Source organism: Streptomyces avermitilis MA-4680 = NBRC 14893, from assembly GCF_000009765.2.
Taxonomy (GTDB): domain Bacteria; phylum Actinomycetota; class Actinomycetes; order Streptomycetales; family Streptomycetaceae; genus Streptomyces; species Streptomyces avermitilis.
In genome coordinates this window covers 3,500,434-3,525,911 of record NC_003155.5, presented here as the reverse complement: position 1 = coordinate 3,525,911, position 25,478 = coordinate 3,500,434, and the positions used below count along the sequence as shown (strand labels likewise).

General features: G+C 71.1%; 22 protein-coding genes and 2 pseudogenes. 10 read left to right on the top strand and 14 right to left on the bottom strand.

Features of this window, described 5'->3' with window-relative positions:
* The first annotated feature begins 77 nt into the window (after positions 1 to 77).
* Together SAVERM_RS14965 and SAVERM_RS14960 are read left to right on the top strand one after the other, a co-directional pair.
* Positions 78 to 452, top strand: a complete 375-nt coding sequence (locus SAVERM_RS14965; RefSeq protein ID WP_010984312.1) for a F0F1 ATP synthase subunit epsilon — start codon at positions 78 to 80, stop codon at positions 450 to 452.
* A 138-nt stretch (positions 453 to 590) separates the two neighbouring features.
* Positions 591 to 1,037, top strand: coding sequence for a DUF2550 domain-containing protein (locus SAVERM_RS14960; protein WP_037651552.1), 447 nt, complete (start codon positions 591 to 593; stop codon positions 1,035 to 1,037).
* A gap of 72 nt (positions 1,038 to 1,109) precedes the next feature.
* Here SAVERM_RS14960 and SAVERM_RS14955 read toward each other — a convergent pair whose 3' ends face one another.
* From SAVERM_RS14955 to SAVERM_RS14945, 3 genes are all read right to left on the bottom strand, one after another.
* Positions 1,110 to 2,933: a glycoside hydrolase family 18 chitinase gene (locus SAVERM_RS14955; protein WP_010984310.1), complete on the bottom strand. Its 1,824-nt coding sequence runs from the start codon at positions 2,931 to 2,933 to the stop codon at positions 1,110 to 1,112.
* Between the two features lie 141 nt (positions 2,934 to 3,074).
* Positions 3,075 to 3,716 (bottom strand): response regulator, encoded by a 642-nt coding sequence (locus SAVERM_RS14950; RefSeq protein ID WP_010984309.1) that lies wholly within the window; start codon positions 3,714 to 3,716, stop codon positions 3,075 to 3,077.
* Positions 3,713 to 4,897 carry a sensor histidine kinase gene (locus SAVERM_RS14945; RefSeq protein ID WP_010984308.1) on the bottom strand — a complete coding sequence of 395 codons (1,185 nt, stop codon included), beginning with the start codon at positions 4,895 to 4,897 and terminating at the stop codon, positions 3,713 to 3,715. The genes SAVERM_RS14950 and SAVERM_RS14945 overlap by 4 nt, the downstream gene beginning before the upstream one ends.
* A gap of 152 nt (positions 4,898 to 5,049) precedes the next feature.
* Between SAVERM_RS14945 and SAVERM_RS14940 the strand changes: the two genes are divergently transcribed.
* Complete coding sequence (locus SAVERM_RS14940; RefSeq protein ID WP_037651550.1) at positions 5,050 to 5,595, top strand: hypothetical protein; 546 nt, start codon at positions 5,050 to 5,052, stop codon at positions 5,593 to 5,595.
* Here SAVERM_RS14940 and SAVERM_RS14935 read toward each other — a convergent pair.
* The 3 genes and pseudogenes from SAVERM_RS14935 to SAVERM_RS14925 all read right to left on the bottom strand — a co-directional run.
* Positions 5,592 to 6,164 carry a cob(I)yrinic acid a,c-diamide adenosyltransferase gene (locus tag SAVERM_RS14935; RefSeq protein ID WP_010984306.1) on the bottom strand — a complete coding sequence of 191 codons (573 nt, stop codon included), beginning with the start codon at positions 6,162 to 6,164 and terminating at the stop codon, positions 5,592 to 5,594. The genes SAVERM_RS14940 and SAVERM_RS14935 overlap by 4 nt on opposite strands.
* Positions 6,165 to 6,177: 13 nt before the next feature.
* A complete protein-coding gene (locus SAVERM_RS14930; RefSeq protein ID WP_010984305.1) occupies positions 6,178 to 6,927 on the bottom strand; it encodes an ABC transporter permease in 750 nt (249 codons plus the stop codon).
* Positions 6,928 to 6,958: 31 nt separating this feature from the next.
* A pseudogene (locus SAVERM_RS14925) lies at positions 6,959 to 7,660 on the bottom strand (ATP-binding cassette domain-containing protein); the annotation flags it as partial.
* Positions 7,661 to 7,821: 161 nt separating this feature from the next.
* Between SAVERM_RS14925 and SAVERM_RS14920 the strand changes: the two are divergent.
* From SAVERM_RS14920 to SAVERM_RS14905, 4 genes are all read left to right on the top strand, one after another.
* Positions 7,822 to 8,463 carry a TetR/AcrR family transcriptional regulator gene (locus tag SAVERM_RS14920; RefSeq protein ID WP_010984303.1) on the top strand — a complete coding sequence of 214 codons (642 nt, stop codon included), beginning with the start codon at positions 7,822 to 7,824 and terminating at the stop codon, positions 8,461 to 8,463.
* A gap of 167 nt (positions 8,464 to 8,630) precedes the next feature.
* A complete protein-coding gene (locus SAVERM_RS14915) occupies positions 8,631 to 9,479 on the top strand; it encodes a 3-hydroxyacyl-CoA dehydrogenase family protein (protein ID WP_010984302.1) in 849 nt (282 codons plus the stop codon).
* Between the two features lie 145 nt (positions 9,480 to 9,624).
* Positions 9,625 to 9,948, top strand: coding sequence for an STAS domain-containing protein (locus SAVERM_RS14910; RefSeq protein WP_010984301.1), 324 nt, complete (start codon positions 9,625 to 9,627; stop codon positions 9,946 to 9,948).
* 403 nt (positions 9,949 to 10,351) lie between these two features.
* Entirely contained in the window at positions 10,352 to 12,895 is a 2,544-nt protein-coding gene (locus tag SAVERM_RS14905) for an ATP-binding protein (protein WP_010984300.1), read from the top strand.
* Between the two features lie 127 nt (positions 12,896 to 13,022).
* Here the strand turns inward: SAVERM_RS14905 and nucS are convergent, their stop codons facing one another.
* Positions 13,023 to 13,694, bottom strand: a complete 672-nt coding sequence (gene nucS, locus SAVERM_RS14900) for an endonuclease NucS (RefSeq protein WP_010984299.1) — start codon at positions 13,692 to 13,694, stop codon at positions 13,023 to 13,025.
* 243 nt (positions 13,695 to 13,937) lie between these two features.
* Here nucS and SAVERM_RS14895 point away from each other — a divergent pair, with 243 nt between their 5' ends.
* On the top strand, positions 13,938 to 14,330 hold the full coding sequence (locus SAVERM_RS14895) for an SCO5389 family protein (protein ID WP_010984298.1): 393 nt from the start codon (positions 13,938 to 13,940) through the stop codon (positions 14,328 to 14,330).
* 96 nt (positions 14,331 to 14,426) lie between these two features.
* Here the strand turns inward: SAVERM_RS14895 and SAVERM_RS14890 are convergent, their stop codons facing one another.
* Entirely contained in the window at positions 14,427 to 15,455 is a 1,029-nt protein-coding gene (locus SAVERM_RS14890) for an LLM class flavin-dependent oxidoreductase (protein WP_010984297.1), read from the bottom strand.
* Between the two features lie 220 nt (positions 15,456 to 15,675).
* Here SAVERM_RS14890 and SAVERM_RS14885 point away from each other — a divergent pair, with 220 nt between their 5' ends.
* On the top strand, positions 15,676 to 16,008 hold the full coding sequence (locus SAVERM_RS14885) for a hypothetical protein (protein ID WP_010984296.1): 333 nt from the start codon (positions 15,676 to 15,678) through the stop codon (positions 16,006 to 16,008).
* 29 nt (positions 16,009 to 16,037) lie between these two features.
* Here the strand turns inward: SAVERM_RS14885 and SAVERM_RS14880 are convergent, their stop codons facing one another.
* The 6 genes from SAVERM_RS14880 to scy form a co-directional block, all read right to left on the bottom strand.
* A complete protein-coding gene (locus SAVERM_RS14880) occupies positions 16,038 to 16,907 on the bottom strand; it encodes an ABC transporter permease (protein ID WP_010984295.1) in 870 nt (289 codons plus the stop codon).
* Positions 16,908 to 16,932: 25 nt separating this feature from the next.
* Positions 16,933 to 18,264: an ABC transporter ATP-binding protein gene (locus tag SAVERM_RS14875; RefSeq protein ID WP_010984294.1), complete on the bottom strand. Its 1,332-nt coding sequence runs from the start codon at positions 18,262 to 18,264 to the stop codon at positions 16,933 to 16,935.
* Positions 18,265 to 18,444: 180 nt separating this feature from the next.
* Positions 18,445 to 19,215, bottom strand: coding sequence for an ABC transporter permease (locus SAVERM_RS14870; protein WP_010984293.1), 771 nt, complete (start codon positions 19,213 to 19,215; stop codon positions 18,445 to 18,447).
* Positions 19,216 to 19,217: 2 nt separating this feature from the next.
* Positions 19,218 to 20,168 (bottom strand): ATP-binding cassette domain-containing protein, encoded by a 951-nt coding sequence (locus SAVERM_RS14865; RefSeq protein WP_010984292.1) that lies wholly within the window; start codon positions 20,166 to 20,168, stop codon positions 19,218 to 19,220.
* An 88-nt stretch (positions 20,169 to 20,256) separates the two neighbouring features.
* Positions 20,257 to 21,195, bottom strand: coding sequence for a coiled-coil domain-containing protein (locus SAVERM_RS14860; RefSeq protein WP_010984291.1), 939 nt, complete (start codon positions 21,193 to 21,195; stop codon positions 20,257 to 20,259).
* Between the two features lie 182 nt (positions 21,196 to 21,377).
* The gene (scy, locus tag SAVERM_RS14855) at positions 21,378 to 25,226 is read right to left on the bottom strand and encodes a polarized growth protein Scy (RefSeq protein WP_037651542.1); all 3,849 of its coding nucleotides are present in this window, start codon (positions 25,224 to 25,226) and stop codon (positions 21,378 to 21,380) included.
* Here scy and SAVERM_RS45935 point away from each other — a divergent pair.
* A pseudogene (locus SAVERM_RS45935) lies at positions 25,211 to 25,414 on the top strand (hypothetical protein); the annotation flags it as partial. The gene scy and the pseudogene SAVERM_RS45935 overlap by 16 nt on opposite strands.
* Positions 25,415 to 25,478 lie beyond the last annotated feature (64 nt).

The following is a 25,478-nucleotide window of genomic DNA, read 5'->3' as shown; positions in this document are numbered from 1 at the left end:
CCACCCCCTCATGTACGCCTACTAGAATTTGACCCAACACCCGGCAGACCCGCCGGGTGGTGACCCGAGGAGCCACCTTGGCTGCTGAGCTGCACGTCGAGCTGGTCGCCGCCGACCGCCAGGTCTGGTCCGGCGAGGCCACCCTGGTCGTGGCGCGCACCACGTCCGGCGACATCGGCGTCATGCCCGGTCACCAGCCGCTGCTCGGTGTGCTGGAATCGGGCCCGGTGACCATTCGTACGAGTGATGGTGAAACGGTCGTCGCCGCGGTGCACGGCGGTTTCATCTCGTTCGCCGACAACAAGCTGTCGCTGCTGGCCGAGATCGCCGAGCTTGCGGACGAGATCGATGCCCAGCGCGCGGAGCGGGAGCTCGAGCGGGCGAAGGCGGAGGGTGATGCCACCGCCGAGCGTCGCGCGGACGTCCGACTGCGTGCGGTGTCGGCGCGCTGACCCCAGCGCGCACGTCATGACGTGACTCAGCCGCGGCCGGGACTGGAGCAATCCAGACCGGGCCGCGGCTGAGGCGATGCGGGTGCTTTTTTCCGTTCCGTTACCTGTTTTACCTAGGAGACGAGGAGGTCGGTGTCGATGGTCCTCGCTCTGACTGTGTGCGGGTTGGTAGTGGCGCTCGTAGTGGTGGGGCTCTTCGTCTTCGGTCTCCGCCGCCGGCTGATCCAGCGCTCCGGCGGAACGTTCGACTGCAGTCTGCGCTGGGACGTCCCCGAGAAGGGCGACTCGAACGGCAAGGGCTGGAGCTACGGCGTCGCCCGCTACAACGGCGACCGCATCGAGTGGTACCGCGTCTTCTCCTACGCCCCCCGCCCGCGCCGCGTCCTGGAACGCTCGGCGATCGAGGTGGCCGGCCGCCGCGCCCCCGAGGGCGAGGAGGAGCTGGCGCTGCTCTCCGACGCCGTGATCCTTGTCTGTCTCCACCGGGGCACGCGTCTCGAGCTCGCGATGAGCGAAGACGCGCTGACCGGATTTCTCGCGTGGCTGGAGGCAGCCCCGCCCGGACAGCGAGTGAATGTGGCCTGAAAGGCCACATTCACTCGCTGGGTGGGGTCCCCCCCGGACGGAGTCTGGGGGAGCGTCAACGTGGCGTGAGGGTTATCCGAGTCCGCTGTTGATGGCGCTCACCAGCTCGCCATTGCCGGTGTCACCGCTGAACTCCCAGAAGAACGCGCCGCCCAGGCCCTGGCTCTTGGCCCACGCCATCTTCGTACCGATGGTCGCCGGGGTGTCGTAGGACCACCAGTTGCTGCCGCAGTGCGCGTAGGCCGTACCGGCGATCGTGCCGGTGGCCGGGCAGGACGTCTTGAGGACCTTGTAGTCCTCGATGCCCTGCTCGTACGTTCCCGCCGCCGGGCCCGTGGCCGTGCCGCCCGGAGCGTCCTGGGTGACGCCCGTCCAGCCGCGGCCGTAGAAGCCGATGCCGATCAGCAGCTTGCTCGCGGGCACGCCCTTCGCCTTGAACTTGGCCATCGCGTCGGCCGTGGTGAAGCCGGCCTTCGGGATGCCGCTGTACGAGGTGAGCGGCGAGTGCGGGGCGGTGGGGCCCTGGGCGTCCCAGGCGCCGAAGAAGTCGTACGTCATCACGTTGTACCAGTCGACGTACTGGGCGGCGCCCGCGTAGTCGGCCGCGTCGATCTTGCCGCCGGAGGAGCCGTCGGCGGTGGTGGCCGCGGTGACCAGGTTGTTCGAACCGAACTTCGCGCGCAGCGCCGACATCAGGTTCTTGTAGGCCGCCGAGCCGCTGGTGTCGCAGGAGAGACCGCAGGCGTTCGGGTACTCCCAGTCGATGTCGATGCCGTCGAAGACGTCGGCCCAGCGCGGGTCCTCGACGAGGTCGTAGCAGGACTGGGCGAACGCGGCCGGGTTCGCCGCCGCCGCGCCGAAACCGCCGGACCAGGTCCAGCCGCCGAACGACCACAGCACCTTGATGTTCGGGTACTTGGCCTTCAGCTGGCGCAGCTGGTTGAAGTTGCCGCGCAGCGGCTGGTCCCAGGTGTCGGCGACGCCGCTGACCGACTGGTCGGCGGTGAAGGCCTTGTCGTAGTCGGCGTAGGAGTCGCCGATCGCGCACTTGCCGCCGGTGACGTTGCCGAAGGCGTAGTTGATGTGCGTGATCTTCGACGCGGAGCCGGACGTCACCAGGTTCTTGACGTTGTAGTTGCGGCCGTAGATGCCCCACTCGGTGAAGTAGCCGAGCTTGACGGCGGAGCCGGTGGGCGGGGGAGTCGTGCCGCCGCCGGTGGTGTGCACGGCGACCGCGCCGCTGACCGGGCCGGTCTGGTCGGCGGTGTCACGGGCCTGGACGGTGTACGAGTAGTCGGTGCCGGCGGTCAGACCGGTGTCCGTGTACGAGGTCGTCGTCACGGTGGCGACCTTGGCGCCGTCGCGCAGGACGTCGTAGTTCTTGACGCCCTTGTCGTCCGTGGCCGCCGTCCAGGACAGCTTCGCCGAGGTGTCGGTGATGCCGGAGGCGGTCGGGGTGCCCGGTGCGGAGGGAGCGGCGTCGCCGGGGGTGGTGGCGCCGTCGCAACTGTCGCCGTTCAGCTTGCAGTTGGAAGGGGATCCGGAGCCCGCGCCGTTGAAGCCGAAGGAGACGGAGGCGCCGGGGGCGAGGGTGCCGTTCCAGGACTTGTTCTTGGCGGTCCAGTGGGTGCCGGAGCTGGTGACGTCCGCGTCCCAGGCCGAGGTCACGGACGTACCGGAGGGGAAGTCCCACTCGACCGTCCAGGAACTGATGCTGCTGGTGCCGGTGTTCTTGACGGTCCACTTGCCTTCGAAGCCGGTGCCCCAGTCCTGGGTCTTGGCGTAGGTGGCGGTGGCCGAGCCTGCGGCCTGGGCGGGGCTTGCGAGCCCCACCAGGCCGGCGAGCGGGAGCAGCAGGGTGGCGAACCCTGCCACGGCTCTGTGTCCGAAGCGCATGCTGCGCCTCCTCTTCTGATGTTGACCTTCGGCGCGCCCGGGGGTGTCGTGGTCATGACTGAGCGCAAGCGCAGTGCGGCGAGAATAGAAAGGTCTGGACCATAGGTCAATAGGTCTGGACCAGTGCGCACGGGCTCTGCCTCAGACCCCCAACTCCTGCGCGAGCACGGCGGCTTGGACCCGGCTGCGCAGCTCCAGCTTCCCCAGCAGGCGGCTGACGTGCGTCTTCACGGTCGCCTCCGCCATGTCGAGCCGGGCCGCGATCTCCGCGTTGGACATCCCCCGGCCGAGGCAGGACAGGACCTCGCGCTCCCGCCGGGTGAGGACGTCGAGGATCACCGGGTCGGGCCCCGGCTCCCGTACGGGCTTCGCGGCGAACTCGGCGATCAGCCGGCGGGTGACCGCGGGCGAGATCAGCCCCTCGCCCCGCGCGACGGTGCGGACCGCCTCCAGCAGCTGGCGCGCCTCGGTGTTCTTCAGCAGGAACCCGCAGGCGCCCGCGCGCAGCGCCCCGAAGACGTACTCGTCGAGGTCGAAGGTGGTGAGGACCAGTACGTCGGCCAGGTTCTCGGCGACGACCCGGCGGGTGGCGGACACCCCGTCGAGACGCGGCATCTGCACGTCCATGAGGACGAGATCCGGCCGGAGTTCACGGGCGAGCGCGACCGCCTGCTCGCCGTCCGCGGCCTCGCCGACCACGTCGATGTCGGGCGCGCTGCGCAGGATGAGGACGAGCCCGGCCCGTACGGCGGACTGGTCCTCGGCGACGAGCACGCGGATCATTCGGTTCCTCCATGGGTGATCGGAAGGGTGGCGCGTACGGTCCAGACCGTGCCCCGGCCGGAGTTCTCGGGGCCCGCCTCGAACGTTCCGTGCAGCAGGGCGACGCGTTCCCGCATCCCGACCAGGCCGGCCCCCGAGCCGGGCGCGCGCGGCCCGTCCCGGTCGCCGTAGGGGCTGGTCACCCGCACGGCGAGGGAGCCGTCCCGCGCGGCGAGCGTGACGGCGACCCGGCCGGGGGAGGCGTGCTTGAGGGCGTTGGTCAGGGACTCCTGGACGATGCGGTAGGCGGCGAGCTCGACCGGGGCGGGAACCCGGCCGGGGTCGGCGTCGAGGGTGACGTCGAGGCCGTTGGTCCGGGCGCCGTCGACGAGCGCGGCGAGCCCGTCGAGGGTCGGGGTCGCGACCGGCTCCCCCTCGCCGTCGCCGTCGCGCAGGATCCCGATCAGCCGCCGCATCTCGGCGAGTCCCGCCACGCTGTTCTCCCGGATGACGCCGAGCGCCTCCCGGGAGGTCCCCGGCTCGTCGATGGACAGCGCGGCGGTGGAGTGGATGGCGATCGCCGACAGGTGGTTGGCGACCATGTCGTGCAACTCCCGAGCCATCCTGGCGCGTTCGGCGGTGACCGCCTGGGAGCGGTCCATCTCGGCGAGCAGGGCGGTCTGTTCGGCGCGCAGCCGGGCGGCCTCGGCGGCCTCGCGGTGGTTGCGGACGACCGAGCCGGTGGCGGCGGGCGCGAATGCCACCACGCCGACGCCGACACCGATCAGCAGGCCGTCGGGGTCGCCCCAGACGGCGGCCGGCCCCACCCCGCCGATCACGGTGAGCAGCCCGGTGAGCCAGGGCAGCCGGCGGGCGGAGGCGGGGGTGCCGTACAGGACGGCCGCGTACATGAGGTCCGTGAACATCACGACGGTGACCACGCTGCCCAGGGTCACCGTGTCGGCGACCACGGCGGCCGTGCCGATCAGCAGGGCCGCCCGCGGCCGGGTCCTGCGCAGCAGCTCGCAGCCGGCCGTCACGACGAGCGGGACCAGCACCGCCCAGTGCGCCGGCCACAGCACGACACTGTCGTGCGGGTTCCGTGGACTGAGGCCGAGCCCCCACAGCAGCAGCCCCCCGAGGAGCCCGCCCACCGCGATGCGCACGTCGTGGTGGTGGGGGCGGGGGAGTCGTACGGCCATGAGTCCATCCAACACGGCGCACCCGCGTGTCGCCTGATCCTGGGGGACGGTCCGCCGCTACATCGAAGGATGCAGTGCCGTTTCCTCACTGGCGACGACGATCCGGGTCCGCGCCGCCGGGAGTCTGGAAGGGTGACCGAGAGGAGCGAGCCGTGATCGTCACACTCGTCATTGCCTGTGAAGTGGCCTTCTGGGTGCTGCTGGCCGCGGGACTGACCTTCCGCTACGCGTTCAGGATGCCGCGCACCGGCCTGGCCCTGTTGCTGTGCGAGCCGCTGCTCGAAGTCGTCCTGTTCGCTGTCACCGCGATCGACCTGAGGAACGGCGCGGAGCCCGACTGGAAGCACGGTCTCGCCGCCGTCTACATCGGCTTCACCGTGGGCCTGGGCCACTCCACGATCAAGTGGGCCGACGCCCGGGTGGCCCACCGGTTCGCGGGCGGGCCACCGCCGGTCAGGCCGCCGAAGTACGGGGTGGCCCGCGCCGTCCACGAGTGGCGGGTGGCGGGGCGCTGGATCCTCGCGGCCGTCGTCGCGACGGCGCTGCTTCAGGCCGCGATCTGGTACGTCGGTTCCGGCGGCGAGACCGACTCACTGCGCATGTGGCAGATGAGGATGGTGTGGCTGATCGGCATCAACGTGATCATCGCCCTCAGCTACACGCTGTTCCCGAAGCAAAAACGGGCCAAGCTCCGCTAGCGCTCTCCGCCCGGCACCCACAACACGTCCCCGACGCCCTTGTTGGCGGTGCGGGCAAGGATGAAGAGCAGGTCCGACAGCCGGTTGAGGTAGGTCGCGGTGAGCGGGTTCATGTCTTCTCCGTGGACCTCCAGCGCGGCCCACGTCGAGCGCTCCGCCCGTCGTACGACCGTGCACGCCTGGTGCAGCAGTGCCGCGCCGGGCGTGCCGCCGGGCAGGATGAAGGAGCGCAGTTTCTCCAGCTCGCCGTTGAAGAGGTCGCAGTCCGCCTCCAGCTTGTCGATGTAGAACTGCTCGACGCGCAGCGGCGGGAACTGCGGGTTCTCGACGACCGGCGTCGACAGGTCCGCGCCCACGTCGAACAGGTCGTTCTGCACCCGGACGAGGACCTTGACGATCTCCTCGTCGAGCCCGCCGAGCGCGATCGCCGTACCGATGGCGGCGTTGGCCTCGTTGGCGTCGGCGTAGGCGGAGATCCGGGGATCGGTCTTGGCGACCCGGCTCATGTCGCCGAGGGCGGTCGTGCCCTGGTCGCCGGTCCTCGTGTAGATGCGCGTCAGATTGACCATGCGACCAGCGTAGTTACGCTCCGGCCGTCCGGAACACCCGTGTGCCCACCGTCACGGCGAGCGTCGCGAAGCCGAGGGCGACCAGGACGCCGTACAGCATGGCCGAGGTCGCGTACTGGCCGAGGTACGCGTCCCGGATCGCGTCCACCAGATAGCGCAGCGGCATGACGTGGGACAGGACGTCGAGCCAGTCGGGCCCGAGGGTCATGGGCAGCATCAGGCCCGACAGCAGCATCGACGGCAGGGAGACCGCGTTGATGATCGGGCCGAACTCCTGCGGCCGGTCGACCTTCAGCGCCACCGCGTACGACAGGGAGCTGAGGGAGACGGCCAGCAGCGCGACGAACGCGAACCCGATGAGCATCCCGGCGAGCGGCGCCCGCAGCCCCATGAGCAGCGCGGTGAGCACCAGCAGCACTGCCTGGAAGACCAGCAGGGTGGCGTCGCGCAGTACCCGGCCGAGGAGCAGGGCGAGACGGCTGACGGGGGTGACGCGCATCCGCTCCACGACGCCGTAGTTCTTCTCGAAGATGATCGAGAAGCCCGAGAACAGGGAGCCGAACAGGCCGAGTTGAAGCAGCAGGCCGGGCACCAGCACCTGCCAGGAACTGCCGTGCGATCCCAGCGGCAGATGGGTCAGGAGCGGTCCGAACAGCAGCAGGTAGAGCAGCGGCATCAGCATGCCGAAGAAGATCTGGAACTTGGAGTGCAGGGTCTGGCGGGCGTAGCGCCCGTAGATCAGCGCGGTGTCCTGGAAGAGCATCGGGTTCCTCAGCGGCTACGGGTGCGGATGTCTATACGGCTACGGGGGCGGAGTCGGCGGGCGAGGGGCCCCGGCCGGTGATGGCGAGGAACGTGTCCTGGAGCGTCGCGTCGATCGAGCCGCCGTGCGCCAGCTTCAGCGCGCTCGGCGTGCCCTCGGCCACCACGACGCCCTTGTCGACGATCACGAGCCGGTCGGAGAGCGCGTCCGCCTCGTCGAGGTAGTGCGTGGTCAGGAAGACCGTGGTGCCGTGCTCGTCGCGCAGACGGCGGACCAGGTCCCAGAGGTCGGCCCGGCTGCCGGGGTCGAGCCCCGTCGTCGGTTCGTCGAGGAACAGGACCCGGGGGCGGTGCGTGAGCCCCATCGCGATGTCGAGGCGCCGCCGCTGGCCGCCGGAGAGCGCCGCCGTCCGGCGGTCCAGCAGGTCCGCCAGATCCAGGTCACGCGCCAGTTCCGCGGCGCGCTCCGACGCCTGGAGCCTGGTCAGGCGGTACAGCCGTCCCTGCGTGACCAGCTCCTCCCGCGCGGTGACATTCGGGTCGACACCGCCGGACTGCGCCACGTACCCCACGGCCCGGCGCACTCCGACGGGGTCCGAGACCAGGTCGCAGCCGGCCACGGTGGCCGCACCGCCGGTGGGCGGCAGCAGGGTCGTGAGCATGCGCAGGGTCGTGGTCTTCCCGGCTCCGTTCGGGCCGAGGAAGCCGAGGATCTCGCCCGGCCGCACGGTGAGGTCGATGCCGCGCACCGCCTCGACCGGGCCGCGTTTCGTCCGGAAGGTACGGGCCAGACCGGCCGTACTGATGATTGCCATGCCGTCAAGAAAAACAGAGTCCCTGCAATTTTGCAATGACACCAAAATTTCAGCGGACCCAGCAAAGCTACGATGGGGGCATGGCAGAGGGGCTCAGGGAGCGGAAGAAGCGGCAGGCCAGGCAGCACATCTCGGATGTGGCCACGGGGCTGTTCCTGGAGCGCGGGTTCGACGAGGTGACGATCGCCGAGATCGCCGAGGCGGCCGACGTCTCCGTCAACACCGTCTACAACTACTTCCAGGCCAAGGAGGACCTCTTCCTCGACCGGGCCAAGGGCAGCGTCGCGCGCCTCTCGCGTTTTGTGCGCGCCCGCGACACGGGCGAGTCCGCGGCCGCCGCGGTACTGCGCGAGCTGCGCGGCGAGGTGGAGGCGGTCTCGCCCCAGGTGGGCCTCTTCGAGGGATATGACCGCTTTATGAAAGTCGTCGAGGCGGCGGCCGGACTCCGCGCCCGTCTGGGGCACATGAACCAGCAGAGCCTCGAACTCCTCGAGGAGACCCTGCGTACGGAGACCGGCGCCGATCCGGACGACCCGATGCCGTCGCTGATGGCCGGTCAGATCGGCTGGGCGCACACCACGCTGCTGGCGCTCATCGGGCGCGAGATGATGGCCGGCCGCTCCCCCGGCGAGGTCTCCCGTGAGGCCCTCGGTCTACTCGACGACATGGAGGAGCTGTTCAGCGAGAGGGTGCTCAACTATGCCGTGCGGGAGGCGGGCTGAGCCGTCGGCGCGGTGCCGGCGGGACGCGTCCCCGTGCCGGATCGTCAAGTGACAGGTGTCTCATGCCGTGAGACGTGACACGCGTCTCTTCCCCGTTCGCACAGGCCCTCACGACCGCTAAGGTCCGCCGGAGAGGCAACATAAACAGCGTGCTAAGGGGAGTCGGAGTGACAGGGAAGCTCGCCGTCATCGGAGCCGGACTCATGGGTTCCGGTATCGCCCAGGTCTCCGCCCAGGCCGGCTGGGACGTCGTCCTGCGCGACGTCACCGACGAGGCGCTGACCCGCGGCACCGACGGCATCAAGGCCTCGTACGACAAGTTCGTCAGCAAGGGCAGGCTGTCGGCCGACGACGCCGGGGCCGCCCTCGCGCGCATCACCACGACCACCGATCTGGACGCGGTCGCCGACGCCGACATCGTCGTCGAGGCCGTCTTCGAGAAGCTGGAGGTCAAGCACGAGATCTTCCGCGCGCTCGACAAGATCGTGCGGGACGAGACCGTGCTCGCCTCCAACACCTCCGCCATCCCGATCACCAAGATCGCCGCGGTGACGGAGCGCCCGGAGCGCGTCGTCGGCGCGCACTTCTTCTCGCCGGTCCCGATGATGCAGCTGTGCGAGCTGGTCCGCGGCTACAAGACGAGCGACGAGGCCCTCGCCACCACGCGGGAGTTCGCCGAGTCCGTCGGCAAGACCTGCATCGTCGTCAACCGCGATGTCGCCGGTTTTGTGACGACCCGTCTCATCTCGGCGCTCGTCGTCGAGGCGGCGAAGCTGTACGAATCGGGCGTGGCCACCGCCGAGGACATCGACCTCGCCTGCAAGCTGGGCTTCGGTCACGCCATGGGCCCCCTCGCCACCGCCGACCTCACCGGCGTCGACATCCTGCTGCACGCCACCAGCAACATCTACACCGAGTCCCAGGACGAGAAGTTCGCCCCGCCGGAGCTGATGCGCCGGATGGTTGACGCCGGTGACATCGGACGCAAGAGCGGGCAGGGCTTCTACAAGCACTGAACCGGGCGCGCCCCCTGGGGCCTCACTCCATGGAGTGAATTCGGTATCGGTTCGCTTACAGACGGCAACCTGACCGCCATTGGGGCAGTCAGACGTTGCACAACCACTGTCGCGGAGCACGCCAACGCACTCTCGGGGAGCGCATATGCATATCAGGGGCGACCACGCCGAGCTGGTCGTCGGGGGCCGCCTCGACGTCCGCAGCGCGGCGGACGCCCGAACGGTCCTGCACTCGGCCGTCGACGACGGAGTCGGTGACCTGATTCTCGACCTGTCCGAACTGGACTCATGGGACGCCACCGGACTCGGGGTGATCATGGGAGCCCACCGGCGGGCCGGACGCTGCGGCAGACGGCTCGTGCTGCGCGACGTACCACCGCAGATGCAGCGCCTGCTGGTGGCCACCCGGCTGCACCGGATCCTGGCGATCGAGGGCGGCATCGGGGTCGAGTCACTGCCCCGGGTGTGACACCACCCCACCGGGGGGTGAAACGTACGCCGCGCACCAATCCTCACGAAGCTGTGACGTCTCGGACGGCCCGGTACCCCGACTGTTCCGAGATACTGTGCAAAGGTTTAGGGTTCGGCTGCCCGCCGCCGGAAACCCTCGAGCGGGCACCGGACCAGAAGCGACAGCGCGGTGTGCAGCAAGGCCGGGAGGGGCTCGGGTCCTGTCTCCGGACTCCCGTCTGCCGCGCGACGCCTGGCACGCACGCTCGCGGCGTTGCCGAAAGGCCCTGGTAGCTCCGCTACGAGGACCTTCCGGCGCTTTGCGATCGCACGCGCCGGACGCCGCGCGGCCCACCCTTGGGGCGGACGACGGGAGACCGAAGACAGAACCCGCACACGACGCTTTTGGGGGGCTTGGACCTATGGACCCGAACAACCAGGAACCCGAGGAGTACGGCCATGACGGTGACGGCGAAACGCCGCGCCAGCGCCCGCCGCGGGACTCCCTCACCTCAGACTTCGGACAGCACACGCCGGTGGTCGCCCGCACCGTCCAGCTCGTCTCGGGCGACTACCTGCTCACCGTCAACCCCGTCGACGGCAGCGAGATAGAGGCCTGCCCGCCGGGCGAGCGGCCACCCCGGCCGGTGAAGTTCGCTCCGGCCGAGCGCGCCGAGACCGCCCGCGCCGCCCAGCCGCCCGTCCCGCCCGGACCGGCGCGGCCCCGGCTGCCGCTCCTGGAGCGCCAGGAGGAGCGCGAGCGGCTCGTACGGCTCCTCGCGCGCGGCCGCTCCGTCCGCCTCACCGGCCCCGCCGGCTCCGGCCGCACCGTCCTGCTGGACGCCGTGGCCGAGGACTGCGCGGACCTCGCCCCCGACGGCGTCGTCCGCCTCACCGGCTACCGGCGCACCGCGAGCGACCTCCTCCACGACCTCTTCGCCGCCGTTTACAAGAGCGATCTCCACCGGCCGGAGCGGGAGGAACTGCTCCGGCTCGTCCACGAGATCGGCGCGGTCGTCGTCCTGGACGACGTGGAGTTCGGCGGCAGCGCGCTCGACGAGCTGCTCGACGCCACGCCCGAGTGCGCCTTCCTGATCTCGGCCACGCCCGATGTACCGGCGCCCTCCGCCGACTCCCTGCTCGAAGAGGTCTTCCTCGGCGGCCTCGACCGCGCGGGCGGCCTCGAACTCCTCGAGCGCGCGGTCGGCCGGGTCCTCACCGAGGACGAGTCGAACTGGGCGGGCGACCTCTGGTTCGAGTCCGAGGGTCTTCCCCTGCGCTTCATGCAGGCCGGAGCGCTGCTGCGGCAGCGCGACGAGCTGCGCGCCGACCCGAACGCCTTCGACTCGCTCGGCTTCTACGACGACGCGCCGTCCCCGAGGCTCTCGGCCTCGCTCGAACCGGGAGACACCCCCGACGCGCCGTCGGACGCCGAAGACGGTCACGACCTGCCCCTGCCGTCCCTCGCCGAGGGTGCCGCGCCCGCCTCACTGCTCGCCTCGCGGCTGAGCGCGTCGGCCCGCGAGACCCTCAAGTTCGCCGTCGCGCTCGGCGGCGAGGTGCCGCACCAGACGCATCTGCCCGCCCTCGTGGACGACACCCACGCCGACGCCGCGCTCGCCGAGCTCCTGAGCTGTGCGCTCGTCTCGCCGGTCGGCTCCCGCTACCGGCTCGCGGCCGGTGTGCAGGCCCAGCTGGAGGCCGCCGGATACGCGACCGGGGCCGACGCCCGCGCCCTCGCCGCCGCCCAGCACTACGCCTGGTGGGCCGGGCACCCCTCGGTGACCCCGGAGCGCGTCTCGGCCGAGGCCGACGCCGTGCTCGCCGCGCTCACCGTCCTGGTGCCGCTCACCACGCCCCCGGGCGAGAACGAGGAGAGCGCCGCCGTACTGCTGGCCCGCCACGCCACCCCCGCGTTCGCCGCGGGGCTGCACTGGAGCGCCTGGGAGCGCGCGCTGCGCGCCGGCGCCGAGGCGTCCCGGCTCGCCGGCGAGGTCGGCGACCAGACCTACTTCCACCACGAACTGGGCATCCTCGCGCTCTGCTGCGGCCAGCTCGACCGGGCCCGCGCCGAGCTGGAGGCCTCCATCGGGCTGCGCGGCGCCCTCGCCGACAAGCGCGGCACGGTCGCCGGCCGCCGCGCCCTCGCCCTGGTCGCCGACCGCTCCGGGGCGGCACTGCCCGGCGGGCGCACGGCGGCGGGCGAGGAGGTGCCGGACGCGCGCTACGAGGAGTCGGCGTCGCCGCCCGGCGGGGTACCGGCCGGCTTCGGACTGCCCGAGCCGTCCGGCGACGGTACGACCCTGGTCACCCACCGGACCGAGCCCACGCCCGCCCGGCAGGGCCCGGTCTCCGTCAAGGGCATCGTCGGCGGCGCCCGGCGCAACCTGGTGGCCGCGGGCGCCGGTGTGCTGCTGGCGGGGGTGCTCGGCACCGTCGTCACGCTCGGCATGACGTCCAACAACAACGACGACCCGCCGGCCGAGAAGGTCGGCGTCAACCCGTCGGCCAGCCAGGGCATCGACGACGACAGCCTCGGTGCGGACAAGCCGAGGAAGGACACCGGCGACTCGGGCGTCGCAGGCGTGCCCACGGACCCGGGTCCCGACGGCACCTACGGGACGGCGGACGACCCGGCCCCGTCGGCCAGCGCCCGGCCCTCGGACGACCCGACCGGAACGAAGGGGACCACCCCGTCGACGTCGCCGTCCAAGTCGCCCTCGAAGTCGCCGACGACCAAGCCGCCGACGTCGTCCAAGCCGACGACCAGCAACCCGACGACGACCCCGCCGACCAGCACGCCTCCGGCGACCACCACACCGCCGCCGACTACGACGGCCCCGTCGACGACGGATTCGGCCAGCGGCCCGGCGTCCTCCAGTGCTCCCGCCACCGGCAGCGGTACGGCGAGCGCACCGCAGAGCAGCGGCGCCGGGTCGCCCAGCGACTCGGACCCGGTGATCTGACGGCCGCGCACGACAGTCGCGTACGGAATCCACGTACCGAATACAAGAGGGCCGGGTCCGCTTTCGGACTCGGCCCTCGGTCGTAGGTGAGGCGTACCGGACTTGAACCTGACTCGTACCGGAGTGCTCAGAACAGCCGGAGCTTGTCGTCCTCGATGCCGCGCATGGCGTTGTAGTCGAGGACCGTGCAGCCGATGCCGCGGTCCGTGGCCAGCACGCGGGCCTGCGGCTTGATCTCCTGTGCGGCGAAGACGCCGCGCACCGGCGCGAGGTGCGGGTCGCGGTTCAGCAGCTCCAGATAGCGGGTGAGCTGCTCCACGCCGTCGATCTCGCCACGCCGCTTGATCTCCACCGCGACGGTCTGCCCGGTGGCGTCCCGGCACAGGATGTCGACCGGGCCGATGGCGGTCATGTACTCGCGGCGGATCAGCGTGTAGCCGTCGCCGAGCGTCTCGATGCGGTCGGCGAGCAGTTCCTGGAGGTGCGCTTCCACGCCGTCCTTGATCAGGCCGGGGTCCACGCCGAGTTCGTGCGAGGAGTCGTGGAGGATTTCCTCCATCGTGATGATGAGCTTCTCGCCCGCCTTGTTGATGACGGTCCAGACGCCCTCTTCGTCCCCCGACCCCTCCTTCAGCGTGCAGGGCGGCGACATCCAGTTGAGGGGCTTGTAGGCCCGGTCGTCCGCATGGATCGAGACGCTGCCGTCCGCCTTCACCAGGATGAGACGGGGGGCGGACGGGAGATGGGCGGTGAGCCGGCCCGCGTAGTCCACGGAACAGCGGGCAATGACGAGACGCATGGTCGGCAACGCTACTCGACGGGCAGTGGTGCACGCGATTCGCCCTGGAAGACGCCTGTTCGGTCGTGGCCGATTGTGTGCCCATTGAGAGTTCTCTGTGTTCGCATTCTCCTGGTGCCGTCACCGTCCGTTGCTTACCGTATAAACGGGAGGTCGCGACGCGCGTACGCAGCGTGTTCGAAATCGCGAACTCCCTCCCTGTCCGTCAGCCCCCGCTCCACAGGGGGTCCGAGAGGAGAACCCATGTCGCTCGACGTCTCACCGGCCCTACTCGAACAGGCCGAGCGAGGCGAGGTCGACGAAGCTGACTTCGTCGACTGCGTCCGGACCTCCCTGCCCTACGCATGGGAGATGATCAGCTCCCTGGTGGCCCAGCTGAAGGTGGACGGCGGCGCGTTCGCCGACAACCAGACGCCCCCGCCGGACGAGCAGGCGCGTGGCCAGCTGCTGCGTGCGCTCGCGAGTGACGCGATACGCGGCGCGCTTCAGCGGCACTTCGGAGTGCGACTGGCCTTCCAGAACTGCCACCGGGTTGCGGTGTTCCCGCTGGACACCTCGGTGGACCAGAAGCTGGCACGCTTCACCTCGGTCCGCAGCCAGTTGCTGAACCAGTCCCCGGAGTTCAGGGACTGCTGACCCGGCGATGGCGCACGGCTTGCCGCTCCGTATGCGGGAGGTGCATCTGTACGGGGCGGCAAGCTCCCCTCGGGGCGCGCCACTTGGCGGGCTCGCTCAGCCGAGGTGGGGAAGTACCTCGGTGCCGAGCCGGCGTACGTTCTCCTCGGTGGCCGCGAGGTCGCCCGAGCCCTCGACGAGCAGCGCGAAGCGGGAGATGCCGGTCCGCTCCGAGGTCGCCGCCAGCCGGTCGGCGCACAGCCGGGGGCTGCCCACCGGGTGCAGTCCGCAGAGCAGTTCGGTGTACGCCAGCGGGTCCCGCATCGCGCGGGGCCGACCGTCCACCGTCACATGGGCGTCGAGCCCCTGCCGCAGCCAGCCCGGCATCGCCTTGGTCAGCGTCTCGACGGCGTCGGTGCGCCGGTCGGCGATCTGGCAGATGCCCGCCGAGACATGGGCGGCACCCGCGATCTCGCCCGCGCCGAGCCCGCTGGCGCGCGCGTGCTGCCGCCACAGTGCGACCATTCCGGCCTTCTCCTCGTCCCCGACGTGCATCCCGAGCAGCATCGGCAGCCCCCGCTCGGCCGCGAGCCGGACGCTGGCCGGCGAGGTGCAGGCGACGACGACCTCGGGCCCCGAGGCGTCCGTCAGCGACTCCGACGGCCGGGGGACGACCGGGACTTCACGGAAGGTGAATCGTTCCCCCGTGCCCGCGACGGACGGCTCGCGCAACCAGCGCACCAGCAGATCGAGTGATTCCGGGAACCCCTTCTCGTACGCCTCGAGACCCGAACCGAAGACCTCCAGATCCACCCAGGGTCCGCCGCGTCCCACGCCCAGCGAGAACCGCCCGCCGGAGGTGAGGTGCAGCAGCGCGGCCTGCTCGCCCAGCGCCACCGGGTGGACGGTGGGCAGCACGCTGACCGCCGTGCCGACCCGGATCCGCCGGGTGCGGCCGAGCAGCAGAGCCGCGAGGGTGATCGCCGACGGGCACGTCCCGTACGGCACGAAGTGGTGCTCGCCCAACCACACCGTGTCGAGACCCGCCTCCTCGGCCACCTCGGCCGACCGCACCGCGCGGTGCAGCGCCTCCCCCTGGCCCTGCCCCGGGAACTGGGCCGCCAGTACAAAACTTCCTACGTGCATGGCACTTCCTGCTTCCTTGGCTCCGACACGGAGCTCCCCACCCGGCATAACTGCCTGACATGTGCCGAAGACACGGCTTGGCGGAGAGATTTGCGGATTGTCTGCAGAATGCGCCGACGGGAGGGCGGTCTGTGCCGGTCGGTGGAGGAGGAGTACCCCAGGAGGCGGCGCGTAGGCTGGATGCCGCCCGTGCTCCCTGTATAGCTCCGTGAGGTGTCCTGTGTCCCCGCGTCGCAACCGTCCGAAGGGTGCCGGCTCGTCCGGCGGGAGCGCGGCGGAGGAGCGCTCCGGCCGCTACGGCGGCTGGCAGTCCACGGAGAGCTGGCAGGGCGAGGAGTGGAGCGTGCGCCACGTCGCGGGCGCCAGCGCGGAGGGCAAGACCTACCGCTGCCCCGGCTGCGACCAGATGATCCCCTCCGGCGTCCCGCATGTGGTGGCCTGGCCCGAGCACGCGGGCGTGGACGACCGGCGCCACTGGCACAAGGCGTGCTGGAACGCGAAGGACCGCCGCACCCTGCGGGTGCAGCGGTCCCGTAACGCGCCCAGGTTCTGACCGGGTTCGAGCGTTCGTTCCCAGGGGGCCTACACGTCCCGCTTCTCCAGCAGGAGGTACGCGCCGCCGAACGCGACGGCCGTCACGCCCAGCATGATCCACAGCGGGTCCCAGCCGGACGGCCCCGACCCGCTGAGCGAGTTGTCGTAGAAGACCGCGAGCTGGTTCGGGATCGAGTACTCGAACAGGGCCTGCTGGAGGTCCCGCAGCGAGTCCGCGAACATGAACATCGCGATGACCAGCGGGGCGAGCAGGACGCCGATCATGATGGTGATGGCACCCGCCGAGTGCCGGATGATGGAGCCGACGATCAGCGAGAGCAGCCCGAGCAGCGCGACGTAGAGGCCGACGCCGACCGTGCCCTTCAGCCACTCCCCGCCGCTGGGCGTGCCCGCACCGCTGCCCTCCAGCATCGCCGACTGCGCGAAGGCGACGAACGAGGCGCTCACCGTGGTGACCACGAACGCGACGGCGAAGAACACGACGGACTTCGCCAGCAGCACCCGGGAGCGGGTGGGGCAGGCGACCATCGTGGTCCGGATCATTCCGGTGCCGTACTCGGAGGCGGTGGTGAGCACGCCGAGCGTGATGATGCAGATGCTGCCGAGCAGCAGACCGAAGAAGCCCAGCGCCAGCGGCGAATCACCGTGCATGTCCGTGTCGGAACCGGAGACGAGGGCGCCGGCGCCCAGACCGATGCCGATCACGAGGAACAGGAAGACGCCCAGCGTCCAGATCGTGGAGCGGACCGACTTGATCTTCGTCCACTCGGAGGCGAGCGCATGCCCGAGGTGGGTGCGGATGATCGGGATCGGCGAGGTGTACGAACCACCGGACGCCGCCTGCCAGGTGGGGGCGGGCGCGGCCGGCTGCGGCATCGGGGGCTGGGGCGTGCTCATCGGTTGTCCTCGCTGTCGCGCTTGTTCAGGTCGGGAGCGGCGGAGGGCGCGGCGGGGGCCGCGACGGGCTGTGCGGGTGCGGCGCTCGGCTGCGCGGGGGCCTGAGCGGGCGCTGGGGGGCACGGCCGAGGCCGCAGGGACCGCGGGAGCCACGGGCGCCTGGGCGGGCTGGACCGGGGCCTGAGGCTGCGGGCTGCGCGTACGGGTTGGGGCCGCCCGGCGCCTGTGCGGCGGGCGCGGCCGGGGCGCCGTACGGAGCGCCGTACGGGCCCGCCGCGGCCTGGCCCTGCGGCAGCGGCTGCCCCTGCGGCATCGCGAACGGCTGCCCGCCCTGCTGGGGCGACGGCGGGGCGTACCAGCCCGGCTGGCCCTGCCCCGGCACGGGCATCGGCGGCTGCACGCCCGGCGGCAGCGGCTGCTGGAGACCGGCCTTCTCGTCGATCGTGGAGCGGTAGTCGACGGCGCCCTGCGTCATCCGCATGTACGCCTCCTCCAGCGACGCCTGATGCGGCGACAGCTCCCACAGGCGTACGTCGGAGGAGTGCGCGAGGTCGCTGATGCGCGGCAGCGGCAGCCCGGTCACGCGCAGCGCGCCGTCCAGCTCGGGCAGCACATGTCCGCCCGCCTCCGTCAGCGCGGCCGTCAGCTTCTCGCGCTGCTGCGGGTCGGTCTCGGGAGTGCGGACGCGCGCGAAGTCGGCGGAGTTGGCCGAGATGAAGTCGCGGATGCTCATGTCGGCCAGCAGCTGCCCGCGGCCGATCACGATCAGGTGGTCGGCGGTCAGCGCCATCTCGCTCATCAGGTGCGAGGAGACGAAGACCGTACGGCCCTCCGCCGCGAGGGACTTCATCAGATTGCGCACCCAGAGGATGCCCTCGGGGTCGAGACCGTTGACCGGCTCGTCGAAGAGCAGCACCTGGGGGTCGCCGAGGAGCGCGGCGGCGATGCCGAGCCGCTGGCCCATGCCGAGGGAGAAGCCCTTGGAGCGCCTGCGGGCCACGTCCTGGAGGCCGACCACGCCGAGCACCTCGTCCACCCGGCGGGCCGGGATGCCGGACAGCTGGGCCAGGGAGAGCAGGTGGTTGCGGGCGTGCCGGCCGCCGTGCACGGCCTTGGCGTCGAGGAGCGCACCGACCTGCCGGGGGGCGTTGGGCAGCCTGCGGTACGGGTAGCCGCCGATCGTCACCTGACCGGAGGTGGGGTTGTCCAGGCCGAGGATCATCCGCATGGTCGTGGACTTGCCCGAGCCGTTGGGCCCGAGGAAGCCGGTGACGGAGCCCGGTCGCACCTGGAAGGAAAGGTTGTACACGGCTGTCTTGTCGCCGTAGCGCTTCGTCAGGCCGACTGCCTCGATCATTCTCCGCACCCATCGAAAGGTTCAGGACGTCGGGGCGCACGCCCCCGTAAGGGTTAGGAGGATAGCGGGGCGCTGACGGTTCCACTCAAGAGGATGTAAAAATCCGCAGGTCACAGAGGTGTGTCTTTGTCAGGTACGGGTCGTGCCTGGTCAGGGTGGGTCCGAGCGGCCTCAGGCCGCTCACGCGTCCCGTCTCTTGAGCAGCGCATAGCCCCCGGCGAGCGCCAGCACCACCCACAGCACCATGATCCCGAGCCCGCCCCAGGGACCGTACGGAGTGTCGTCGCCGAGGGGCGTCACGACCTGCATGATCTTGCTGCCGGCCTGGTCGGGCAGGAATCGGCCGATCTTCTTCGTGGCGGAGACATTGCCCAGGACGTTGGAGATCAGGAAGAAGAACGGCATCAGGATGCCCAGCGACAGCATCGGCGAGCGCAGCATCGCGGCCACACCCATCGAGAACATGGCGATGAGCGTCATGTAGAGGCCGCCGCCGATGACCGCGCGCAGCACTCCCGTGTCGCTGATCGACGCCCGGTGGGAGCCGAGCATCGCCTGCCCGAGGAAGAACGCGGCGAAGCTGGTGACGATGCCGACGACGAGGGCGAGTCCCGCCGCCACCGCGATCTTGCTGAACAGGAACGTGCCGCGCTGGGGGACCGCGGCGAGCGAGCTGCGGATCATGCCCGTGCTGTACTCGTTCGACACGACGAGCACCCCGAACACGATCATCGCGAGCTGGCCGAGGCTCATCCCGGCGAAACTGATGAACGTGGGGTCGAAGGAGAGCCTGTCCCGCGGGTCCATCTTGTCGAACTCGTTCCCGGCCAGGGCCGAGATCAGCATGCCGAGGGCGATGGTGACGACCACGGCGAGGGAGAGCGTCCACACCGTGGACGCCACCGACCGGATCTTGGTCCACTCGGAGCGGACGACCTGCGCCGCGGACATGTTCAGGCCCCTTTCTTCCAGGCGTCGCCCCAGTCCTGGGGCGGGCCCTGCGGATGCGCGTGGTACTCCACCGACTCCGCGGTCAGCCGCATGAACGCCTCTTCCAGGGAAGCCTGCTGGGGGCTCAGCTCGTGCAGCACGATCTGGTGCCCGGCGGCCAGCTCGCCGATGAGCTCGGACTTGCCGCCGTCCACCTCCAGCGTGCCGCCGCCGGTCTCGACGACCGTGATCCCCGCCCCGTGCAGCACGTCGAGGAGCCGCTCGCGCTGAGGAGAACGGATCCGGACGTACGACCGCGAGTTCTGCTGGATGAAGTCGGCCATGGACGTGTCGGCGAGCAGCCGGCCCTGGCCGATCACGACGAGATGGTCGGCGGTCAGCGCCATCTCGCTCATCAGATGGGACGAGACGAAGACCGTACGGCCCTGCGAGGCCAGCGATTTCATCAGGTTGCGGATCCAGTGGATGCCCTCGGGGTCGAGACCGTTGACGGGCTCGTCGAACATCAGGATCCGCGGATCGCCGAGCAGCGCACCCGCGATGCCGAGCCGCTGCCCCATGCCGAAGGAGAAGCCCTTCGCCTTCTTCTTCGCGACCGCGGTCAGCCCGACCATGTCGAGGACCTCGTGCACCCGCGCCTTGGGGATGCCGTTGCTCTGCGCGAGGCACAGCAGGTGGTTGAAGGCGCTGCGCCCGCCGTGCATCGCCTTGGCGTCCAGCAGGGCGCCGATGTACTTGAGCGGGTTCTTGAGACGGTCGTAATGCCGCCCGTCGATCAGGACGTCACCCGCGGTGGGACGGTCGAGCCCGAGCATCATGCGCATGGTGGTGGACTTCCCGGCACCGTTGGGGCCGAGGAAGCCCGTCACGATGCCCGGCTCGACGGAGAAGGTGAGGTCGTCGACCGCCAACTTCTCGCCGTACCGCTTGGTCAGCCCGTCCAGCTCGATCATGCGCTCACGCTAGAACGGGACAAAGCCCCCTGCCACCGGAGTGGCGGGGGGCTGTGCCGGTGCGCTCGATGAGCGCGGTGCTCAGGTGTTACCGGGACTGCTGGGCCGGAACCCCGCGCGAGATCGGCTCGTCGTCGGTCGACGGCGTGCCGGCCGCGGCCACCGCCGCGCCCGTGAGTGTCGCGAGCATCTCGCGGACGTTCGTGAGCTGCGCGTTGATCGAGTCGCGGCGGTTGGTGAGGGCGGCCAGCTCGCGCTCGGATTCCGAGCGGATGCGGTCGGCCTTGGCGTTCGCGTCGGCCACGATGTCCTCGGCCTGGCGCTGAGCCGTCTCCACCGTCTGGCGGGCGCGGCGCTCGGCGTCCGTACGCAGCTTCTCGGCCTCCAGGCGCAGCTGCTCCGCGCGGTGCTCGATCTCCGCGAGACGCTTCTCGGCCTTGGCCTGACGCGAGGCCAGGTCGCGCTCGGACTGCTCGCGGCGCTTGGCCAGGTTCGTCTCGAAGTCGGCGGCGGCCTGCGCGGCCTTGGCGCGGGTCTCCTCGAAGAGGGCGTCCGCCTCCTCCCGCTTCGACTGCGCGTCCTTCTGCGCCTCCTGGCGCAGCTGGGAGGCGTCGCTCTTGGCCTTCTCGACGATCCGGACGCCCTCGTCCTCCGCCTTGGACTTGCGGTCCGCAGCGAACGATTCTGCGTCGTTGCGCACCTGCTGGGCCGCCGACTCGGCGAGCTCACGGTGCTGCTCCGAAGCGCGACGGGCCTCCTCGCGCAGGTCCTTCGCCTCCTCCTCGGCGAGGCGGAGGATCTTCTCGACGCGCGCGCCGAGACCCGCGTACGACGGCTCGGCGTCGGTGACCTGGGCCTGGGCGTTCTGCGTTTCGAGGTGGAGTTCCTCAATGCGCTTTTCCAGAGCAGTGATACGGGCCAGAGCGCTGTCACGGTCGGAGACGAGCTTCGAGATGCGTTCGTCCACCTGAGCGCGGTCGTACCCACGCCGGACAAGCTCGAAGCCGTAGGGGGAAGTGTCGCTCATGGGGTTCCTGTCGAATGAGACCGGTGAGGTGATAGAAGGAATCCTAGGGGTCAAAGCGGCGTGTCATCGAGCGGATGCGTGTTTGATCTGGAGAATGACACTCCTTTTGGGTGGCTAACTGTCGGAGCGCTTGCCAGGAGCTGTGTTAAACCTCCCGGCAAGCACAGAATCGACACCTCTGGCTAGCCTTCTGACACCTTGCCACCCGAACGAGTCGCGCCCGCTGCGGCACCCGCCTTGACGCCTCCGTCCTTGCCGCCGGACGGGGCCTCAAAAGACTCCAACGCTTCCAGGACGTCCTGGACACGGGAGATCTCCGCATTGATGTCCTCGCGCCGGCGCACCAGGACCTCCAGCTCCCGCTTGCCCTCCTCGACGGCGGCCCGCGCCTCACGGATCGCCTCGACCTTGATCTGCTCGGCCTCCGAGATGAGGCTGGCCTTCTTCTGCTCGGCCTCCTTGAGGAGCCCCTCGGCCTTCTTCACGGCGGCGATGCGTACCTTGCTCGCCTCGGAATTGGCCTCCGCGACCAGGTCCTTCGCCTTCGCCTCCGCCTCGGCGAGCTGGCCCTCGGCGGCCTTCACCAGCGCGTCGCACCGCTCGCCCGCCGACTTCATCGTCTCGGCCGACTCGCGCCGCGCCCGCTCGTGCAGCTCCTCGATCTCGCTCGTGATGCGGTCGCGCAGCTCCTCCGCGCGCTCCCTGATCGCGGTCGCGTCCCGGCGGGCGCCGACGAGCAGCTCGTCCGCGTCCGTACGGGCCCGCTCCACCCGGGAGTTGCCCTCGACCGTCGCCTCCGAGACCAGCCGCTCCGCCTCGTTCCGAGCGACACCCACCATCGTGTCGGCCTGGCCCTCGGCGTCCGCCGTGGTCTTCTGCGCGGTCTGCCGAGCCTCGGAGATCAGCTTGTCCGCCTCGGCGGCCGTCTCCGTGATGAGCGTGTCGACCTGCTCGGCCGCTTCGGAGCGCCGCTTGTTGGCGTCCTTGCGGGCCTCGTCCAGCGTCCGCTCGGCCTCCGCGCGCGCGGCCGTGGTCACCCGCTCGGCCTCCGCCTCGGCGTCGGCCTTCAGCCGCTGGGACTCGCTGCGGATCCGCTCGGCGTGCTGCTGCGCGGAACCGACCGTCTCGGCGGCCTCGGCACGCAGCCGCTCCGCGTCCCCGGTCGCGTCCGAGATGAGCTTCTCGGCCTTGGCCACGGACTCGGCCCGTACGCGCTCGGCCTCGACGTTGGTCTCCGCCGTGAGCCGCTCCGCCTCCGCCGTCACCTCGGTGATGAGGGTGTCCGCCTGTTCGGCCGCGTCCGAACGGATGCGGTTCGCGTCCTCGCGGGCTTCCGCGCGGGTACGGGAAGCGTCCTGCTCGGCGTTGGCGATGGCGTCCGACGCCTCGGTGCGCACCCGCTGGGCGTGCGCGGCGGCGTCCGAACGCAGCCGCTCGGACTCGGCGATCGCCTCCGAAACCGTGCGCTCCGCGAGGGATTTGGCGGCGTCCGTCTCCTCGGCCGCCTCCCGCCGGATGCGGTTGGCGTCGTCGGTGGCCCGCTCCCGCTCCGCGTACGCGTCGGCGCGGACCCGGCCCGCCTCCTCCTGCGCCTCGGTGCGCGTACGGTCCGCCGCGTGCTCGGCGGCACTGCGCAGCCCGGCGATCTCCTCCTGCGCCTGGTCGTGCAGCCCGGCCACCGAGTCCCGCACCTGCTGCGCGGTCTGCTCGGCGTTCGCGACCATCTCCGTCGCGCGCCGGTCGGCCTCCTCGACCAGCCGGACCGCCTCGGCCTGTGCCTCCTCGACCCGGGCGCGCGCCACGGCGAGGAGTTCCTCGCTCTGCTCGCGGGCCCGCTGACGCTCCTGGTCGGCCTCCTGGCGCGCGGAGCCGAGGAGTTCCTCGGCCTCGCGACGGCGCCGGGTGGCCTCCTCCTGGGCGGCCGCCAGCGTCTCCGCGCCCTCGGCCGCCAGCCGCTCGGCCGCGGCCTGCGCCTCCGCCCGTACCCGGTCGGCGGTGTCCTGCGCCTCCGACTTCAGCCGCTCGGCCTCCGCCACCGCCTCCGACCGCAGCCGTACGGCGATGGCCTCGCCCTCGGCCCGCGAGGTGGACGCGTCCGCCGCGGCCTCCGTCCGCAGCCGGTCGGCCTCGGTCTCGGCCTGCGCCTGGAGCGTACGAATCCGCTCGGCGGACTCGGTCCGCAGCCGGTCCGCCTCCTCCGCGGCCTCGCGGCGGATGCGCTCGGCTTCCGCGCGGGCGTCGCTGAGCGCCTGCTCGGCCGAGGCGAGCCGCTGCTCGGCCTCGGTGTGCAGCCGGGTCAGCTCGTCGGCGGCCTCGGCCCGGCGGGCCTCTATGGCGCGCTCGCTGTCGTCGCGCAGCTCACGGGCGGCCCGCTCGGCGTCCTCCTTGATCGCCTCGGACTGCTCGACGGCCTCGGCGCGGTGCCGCTCCGCCTCGTTCCGGGTGCGCTCCAGGGTCTCTTCGGCCTGGCGGCGCAGCGTCGTGGCGCGCTCGATGGCCTCGGTGCGGACCTTCTCGCTGTCGGTCGTGGCCGCCGTACGCAGCTCGTCCGCGTCGGCCTTCGCCTTCGCCAGCAGCTCCTCGGCGGTCTTGGCCGCCTCCTCGATCTGCTGGACGGCCTCACGCCGGGCCTCGGAGCGGATGCGCTCGCCCTCGGCGACCGCGTCGGCGCGCAGCTGCTCGGCGTCGCCGCGCAGCCGGCGCGCCTCCTCCTGGAGCTCGACCGTCTTGGCGCGGTACTCCTTGGTGTCGTCCTTCGCCGTGCCCTTGAGCTGCTCGGCGATGTCGTGCGCCTCGGCGCGCAGCCGGTCCGCCTCGGTCTCCGCCTCACGGCGGATGCGCTCGGCCTCCTCGGTCGCGGCCTTGGTGGTCGACTTGGCTTCCTCGGACGCCTTGTTCAGGACGTCCTCGGCCGTCCGGGCCGCCTTGGTGAGCTGGGACGCGGTCTCTTCGGCGGTCAGGCTGCGGGCCTTGTCCGCCGCCTCCGTGAGGATCTTCTCCGCCTCGGCCTTGGCGTCCGCGACCACTTCCTCGGCCGAGGCCTTGGTGGTCTCGGCCTCCTTGGTGGCCTCGCTGACCAGCCGGGCGACCTGCTCCTTCGCGGTACGGGTGCGCTGCTCGTTGGCCGACTCCGCGCTCGCCAGCGCCTTGGCCGCGGCTTCCTTGGCCTCGGTGAGCACCTTGTCGGCCTCGGCCCGCGCCTCGCGCAGCGCCGCGTCGGCCTCCGTCATGCGCTGCTCGGCGGTCCGGCTCAGCTCGGAGGCCTGCCGGCGGGCGGCGTCCGACTCGGTCGCCGTGGAACTGCGCAGCTGCTCGGCGTGGTCCGTGGCCTCCTGGGCCTGCGTGGACGCGGCGTTCAGCAGCCGCTCGGCGTCCGTGCGGGCCCGGCGCAGCAGCGCCTCCGCCTCCGCGCGGGCCGACTCGGCGTCGGTGTTGAGCCGCTGCCGGGCCTCGGCGGCGATCCGCTCGGCCTCGGCGCGGGCGGCGGCCAGCGCCTGCTCGGCCTCGGCCCGCGACTCCTCCACGAGCCGGCGGGCCTGCTGCTCGGAGCGGGCCCGCAGCTGCTCGGCCCACGCCACGTTCTCGTTGACGTGCGACTCGACGGTCTGCCGGCGCTCGGCCAGCTCCTGGTCGAGCTGCTGGCGGCGGGTGACCGCCTCCGTGTGCAGCTCCGCCTGGAGCCGGGCCGCCTGCTCGGCGTGTTCCTGAAGGATCCGCTGCGTCTGCGCGCGGGCCTGGCTCAGCTCGCGCTCGGCGTCGGCGCGCAGCTGATCGGCCTGGATCTGGGCGTTACGGAGCAACTGCTCGGCCTGATAGCCGAGGTCGGCGCTCTCATAAGCAGGCCGGGACGCGAGCGTGCGCCGCGCCTCGTGCAGCTTGGCGCGCAGTACCTCGACCTGGTAGCCGAGATCCTCGGCGTGCTGGATCGCCTTTTCCCGCTCGGTCTTGAGCCGATCCATCTCGGCCTCGAACCGAGTGAGATGGTCGACGTCAGCCGCCGGCTCTCGCTCCTGGCTTTCGTAGCCCCGCACTGCGCGGTCCCATCCGTCCCCTGGTCGCAAGTCTCTCCAAACGAGCTCCGTCCATCCGCCGAACGGGGCCCCCGGGGAATGGTGTCAGATCAACGGCGGAGCACGGGCTGCTGCCCCGACGCTCGTCCCCCGAAACCGGACCCCGGCCTGGGATCCTGCCCTCGGACAGGACCCGGTTCCCGCCGTAAGGCAGGAACCGGTCGCCCTGGTTGAGCGGCGACCGCCCCCAACCCTACCGGCCCATATGTACGG

Coding starts and splice junctions, on each gene's coding strand:
- SAVERM_RS14960 (WP_037651552.1), top strand. CDS start 591: ATGGTCCTCGCTCTGACTGTGTGCGGGTTGGTAGTGGCGCTCGTAGTG.
- SAVERM_RS14955 (WP_010984310.1), bottom strand. CDS start 2,933: ATGCGCTTCGGACACAGAGCCGTGGCAGGGTTCGCCACCCTGCTGCTC.
- SAVERM_RS14950 (WP_010984309.1), bottom strand. CDS start 3,716: ATGATCCGCGTGCTCGTCGCCGAGGACCAGTCCGCCGTACGGGCCGGG.
- SAVERM_RS14945 (WP_010984308.1), bottom strand. CDS start 4,897: ATGGCCGTACGACTCCCCCGCCCCCACCACCACGACGTGCGCATCGCG.
- SAVERM_RS14935 (WP_010984306.1), bottom strand. CDS start 6,164: ATGGTCAATCTGACGCGCATCTACACGAGGACCGGCGACCAGGGCACG.
- SAVERM_RS14930 (WP_010984305.1), bottom strand. CDS start 6,927: ATGCTCTTCCAGGACACCGCGCTGATCTACGGGCGCTACGCCCGCCAG.
- SAVERM_RS14920 (WP_010984303.1), top strand. CDS start 7,822: ATGGCAGAGGGGCTCAGGGAGCGGAAGAAGCGGCAGGCCAGGCAGCAC.
- SAVERM_RS14910 (WP_010984301.1), top strand. CDS start 9,625: ATGCATATCAGGGGCGACCACGCCGAGCTGGTCGTCGGGGGCCGCCTC.
- SAVERM_RS14905 (WP_010984300.1), top strand. CDS start 10,352: ATGGACCCGAACAACCAGGAACCCGAGGAGTACGGCCATGACGGTGAC.
- nucS (WP_010984299.1), bottom strand. CDS start 13,694: ATGCGTCTCGTCATTGCCCGCTGTTCCGTGGACTACGCGGGCCGGCTC.
- SAVERM_RS14895 (WP_010984298.1), top strand. CDS start 13,938: ATGTCGCTCGACGTCTCACCGGCCCTACTCGAACAGGCCGAGCGAGGC.
- SAVERM_RS14890 (WP_010984297.1), bottom strand. CDS start 15,455: ATGCACGTAGGAAGTTTTGTACTGGCGGCCCAGTTCCCGGGGCAGGGC.
- SAVERM_RS14880 (WP_010984295.1), bottom strand. CDS start 16,907: ATGAGCACGCCCCAGCCCCCGATGCCGCAGCCGGCCGCGCCCGCCCCC.
- SAVERM_RS14875 (WP_010984294.1), bottom strand. CDS start 18,264: ATGATCGAGGCAGTCGGCCTGACGAAGCGCTACGGCGACAAGACAGCC.
- SAVERM_RS14870 (WP_010984293.1), bottom strand. CDS start 19,215: ATGTCCGCGGCGCAGGTCGTCCGCTCCGAGTGGACCAAGATCCGGTCG.
- SAVERM_RS14865 (WP_010984292.1), bottom strand. CDS start 20,168: ATGATCGAGCTGGACGGGCTGACCAAGCGGTACGGCGAGAAGTTGGCG.
- SAVERM_RS14860 (WP_010984291.1), bottom strand. CDS start 21,195: ATGAGCGACACTTCCCCCTACGGCTTCGAGCTTGTCCGGCGTGGGTAC.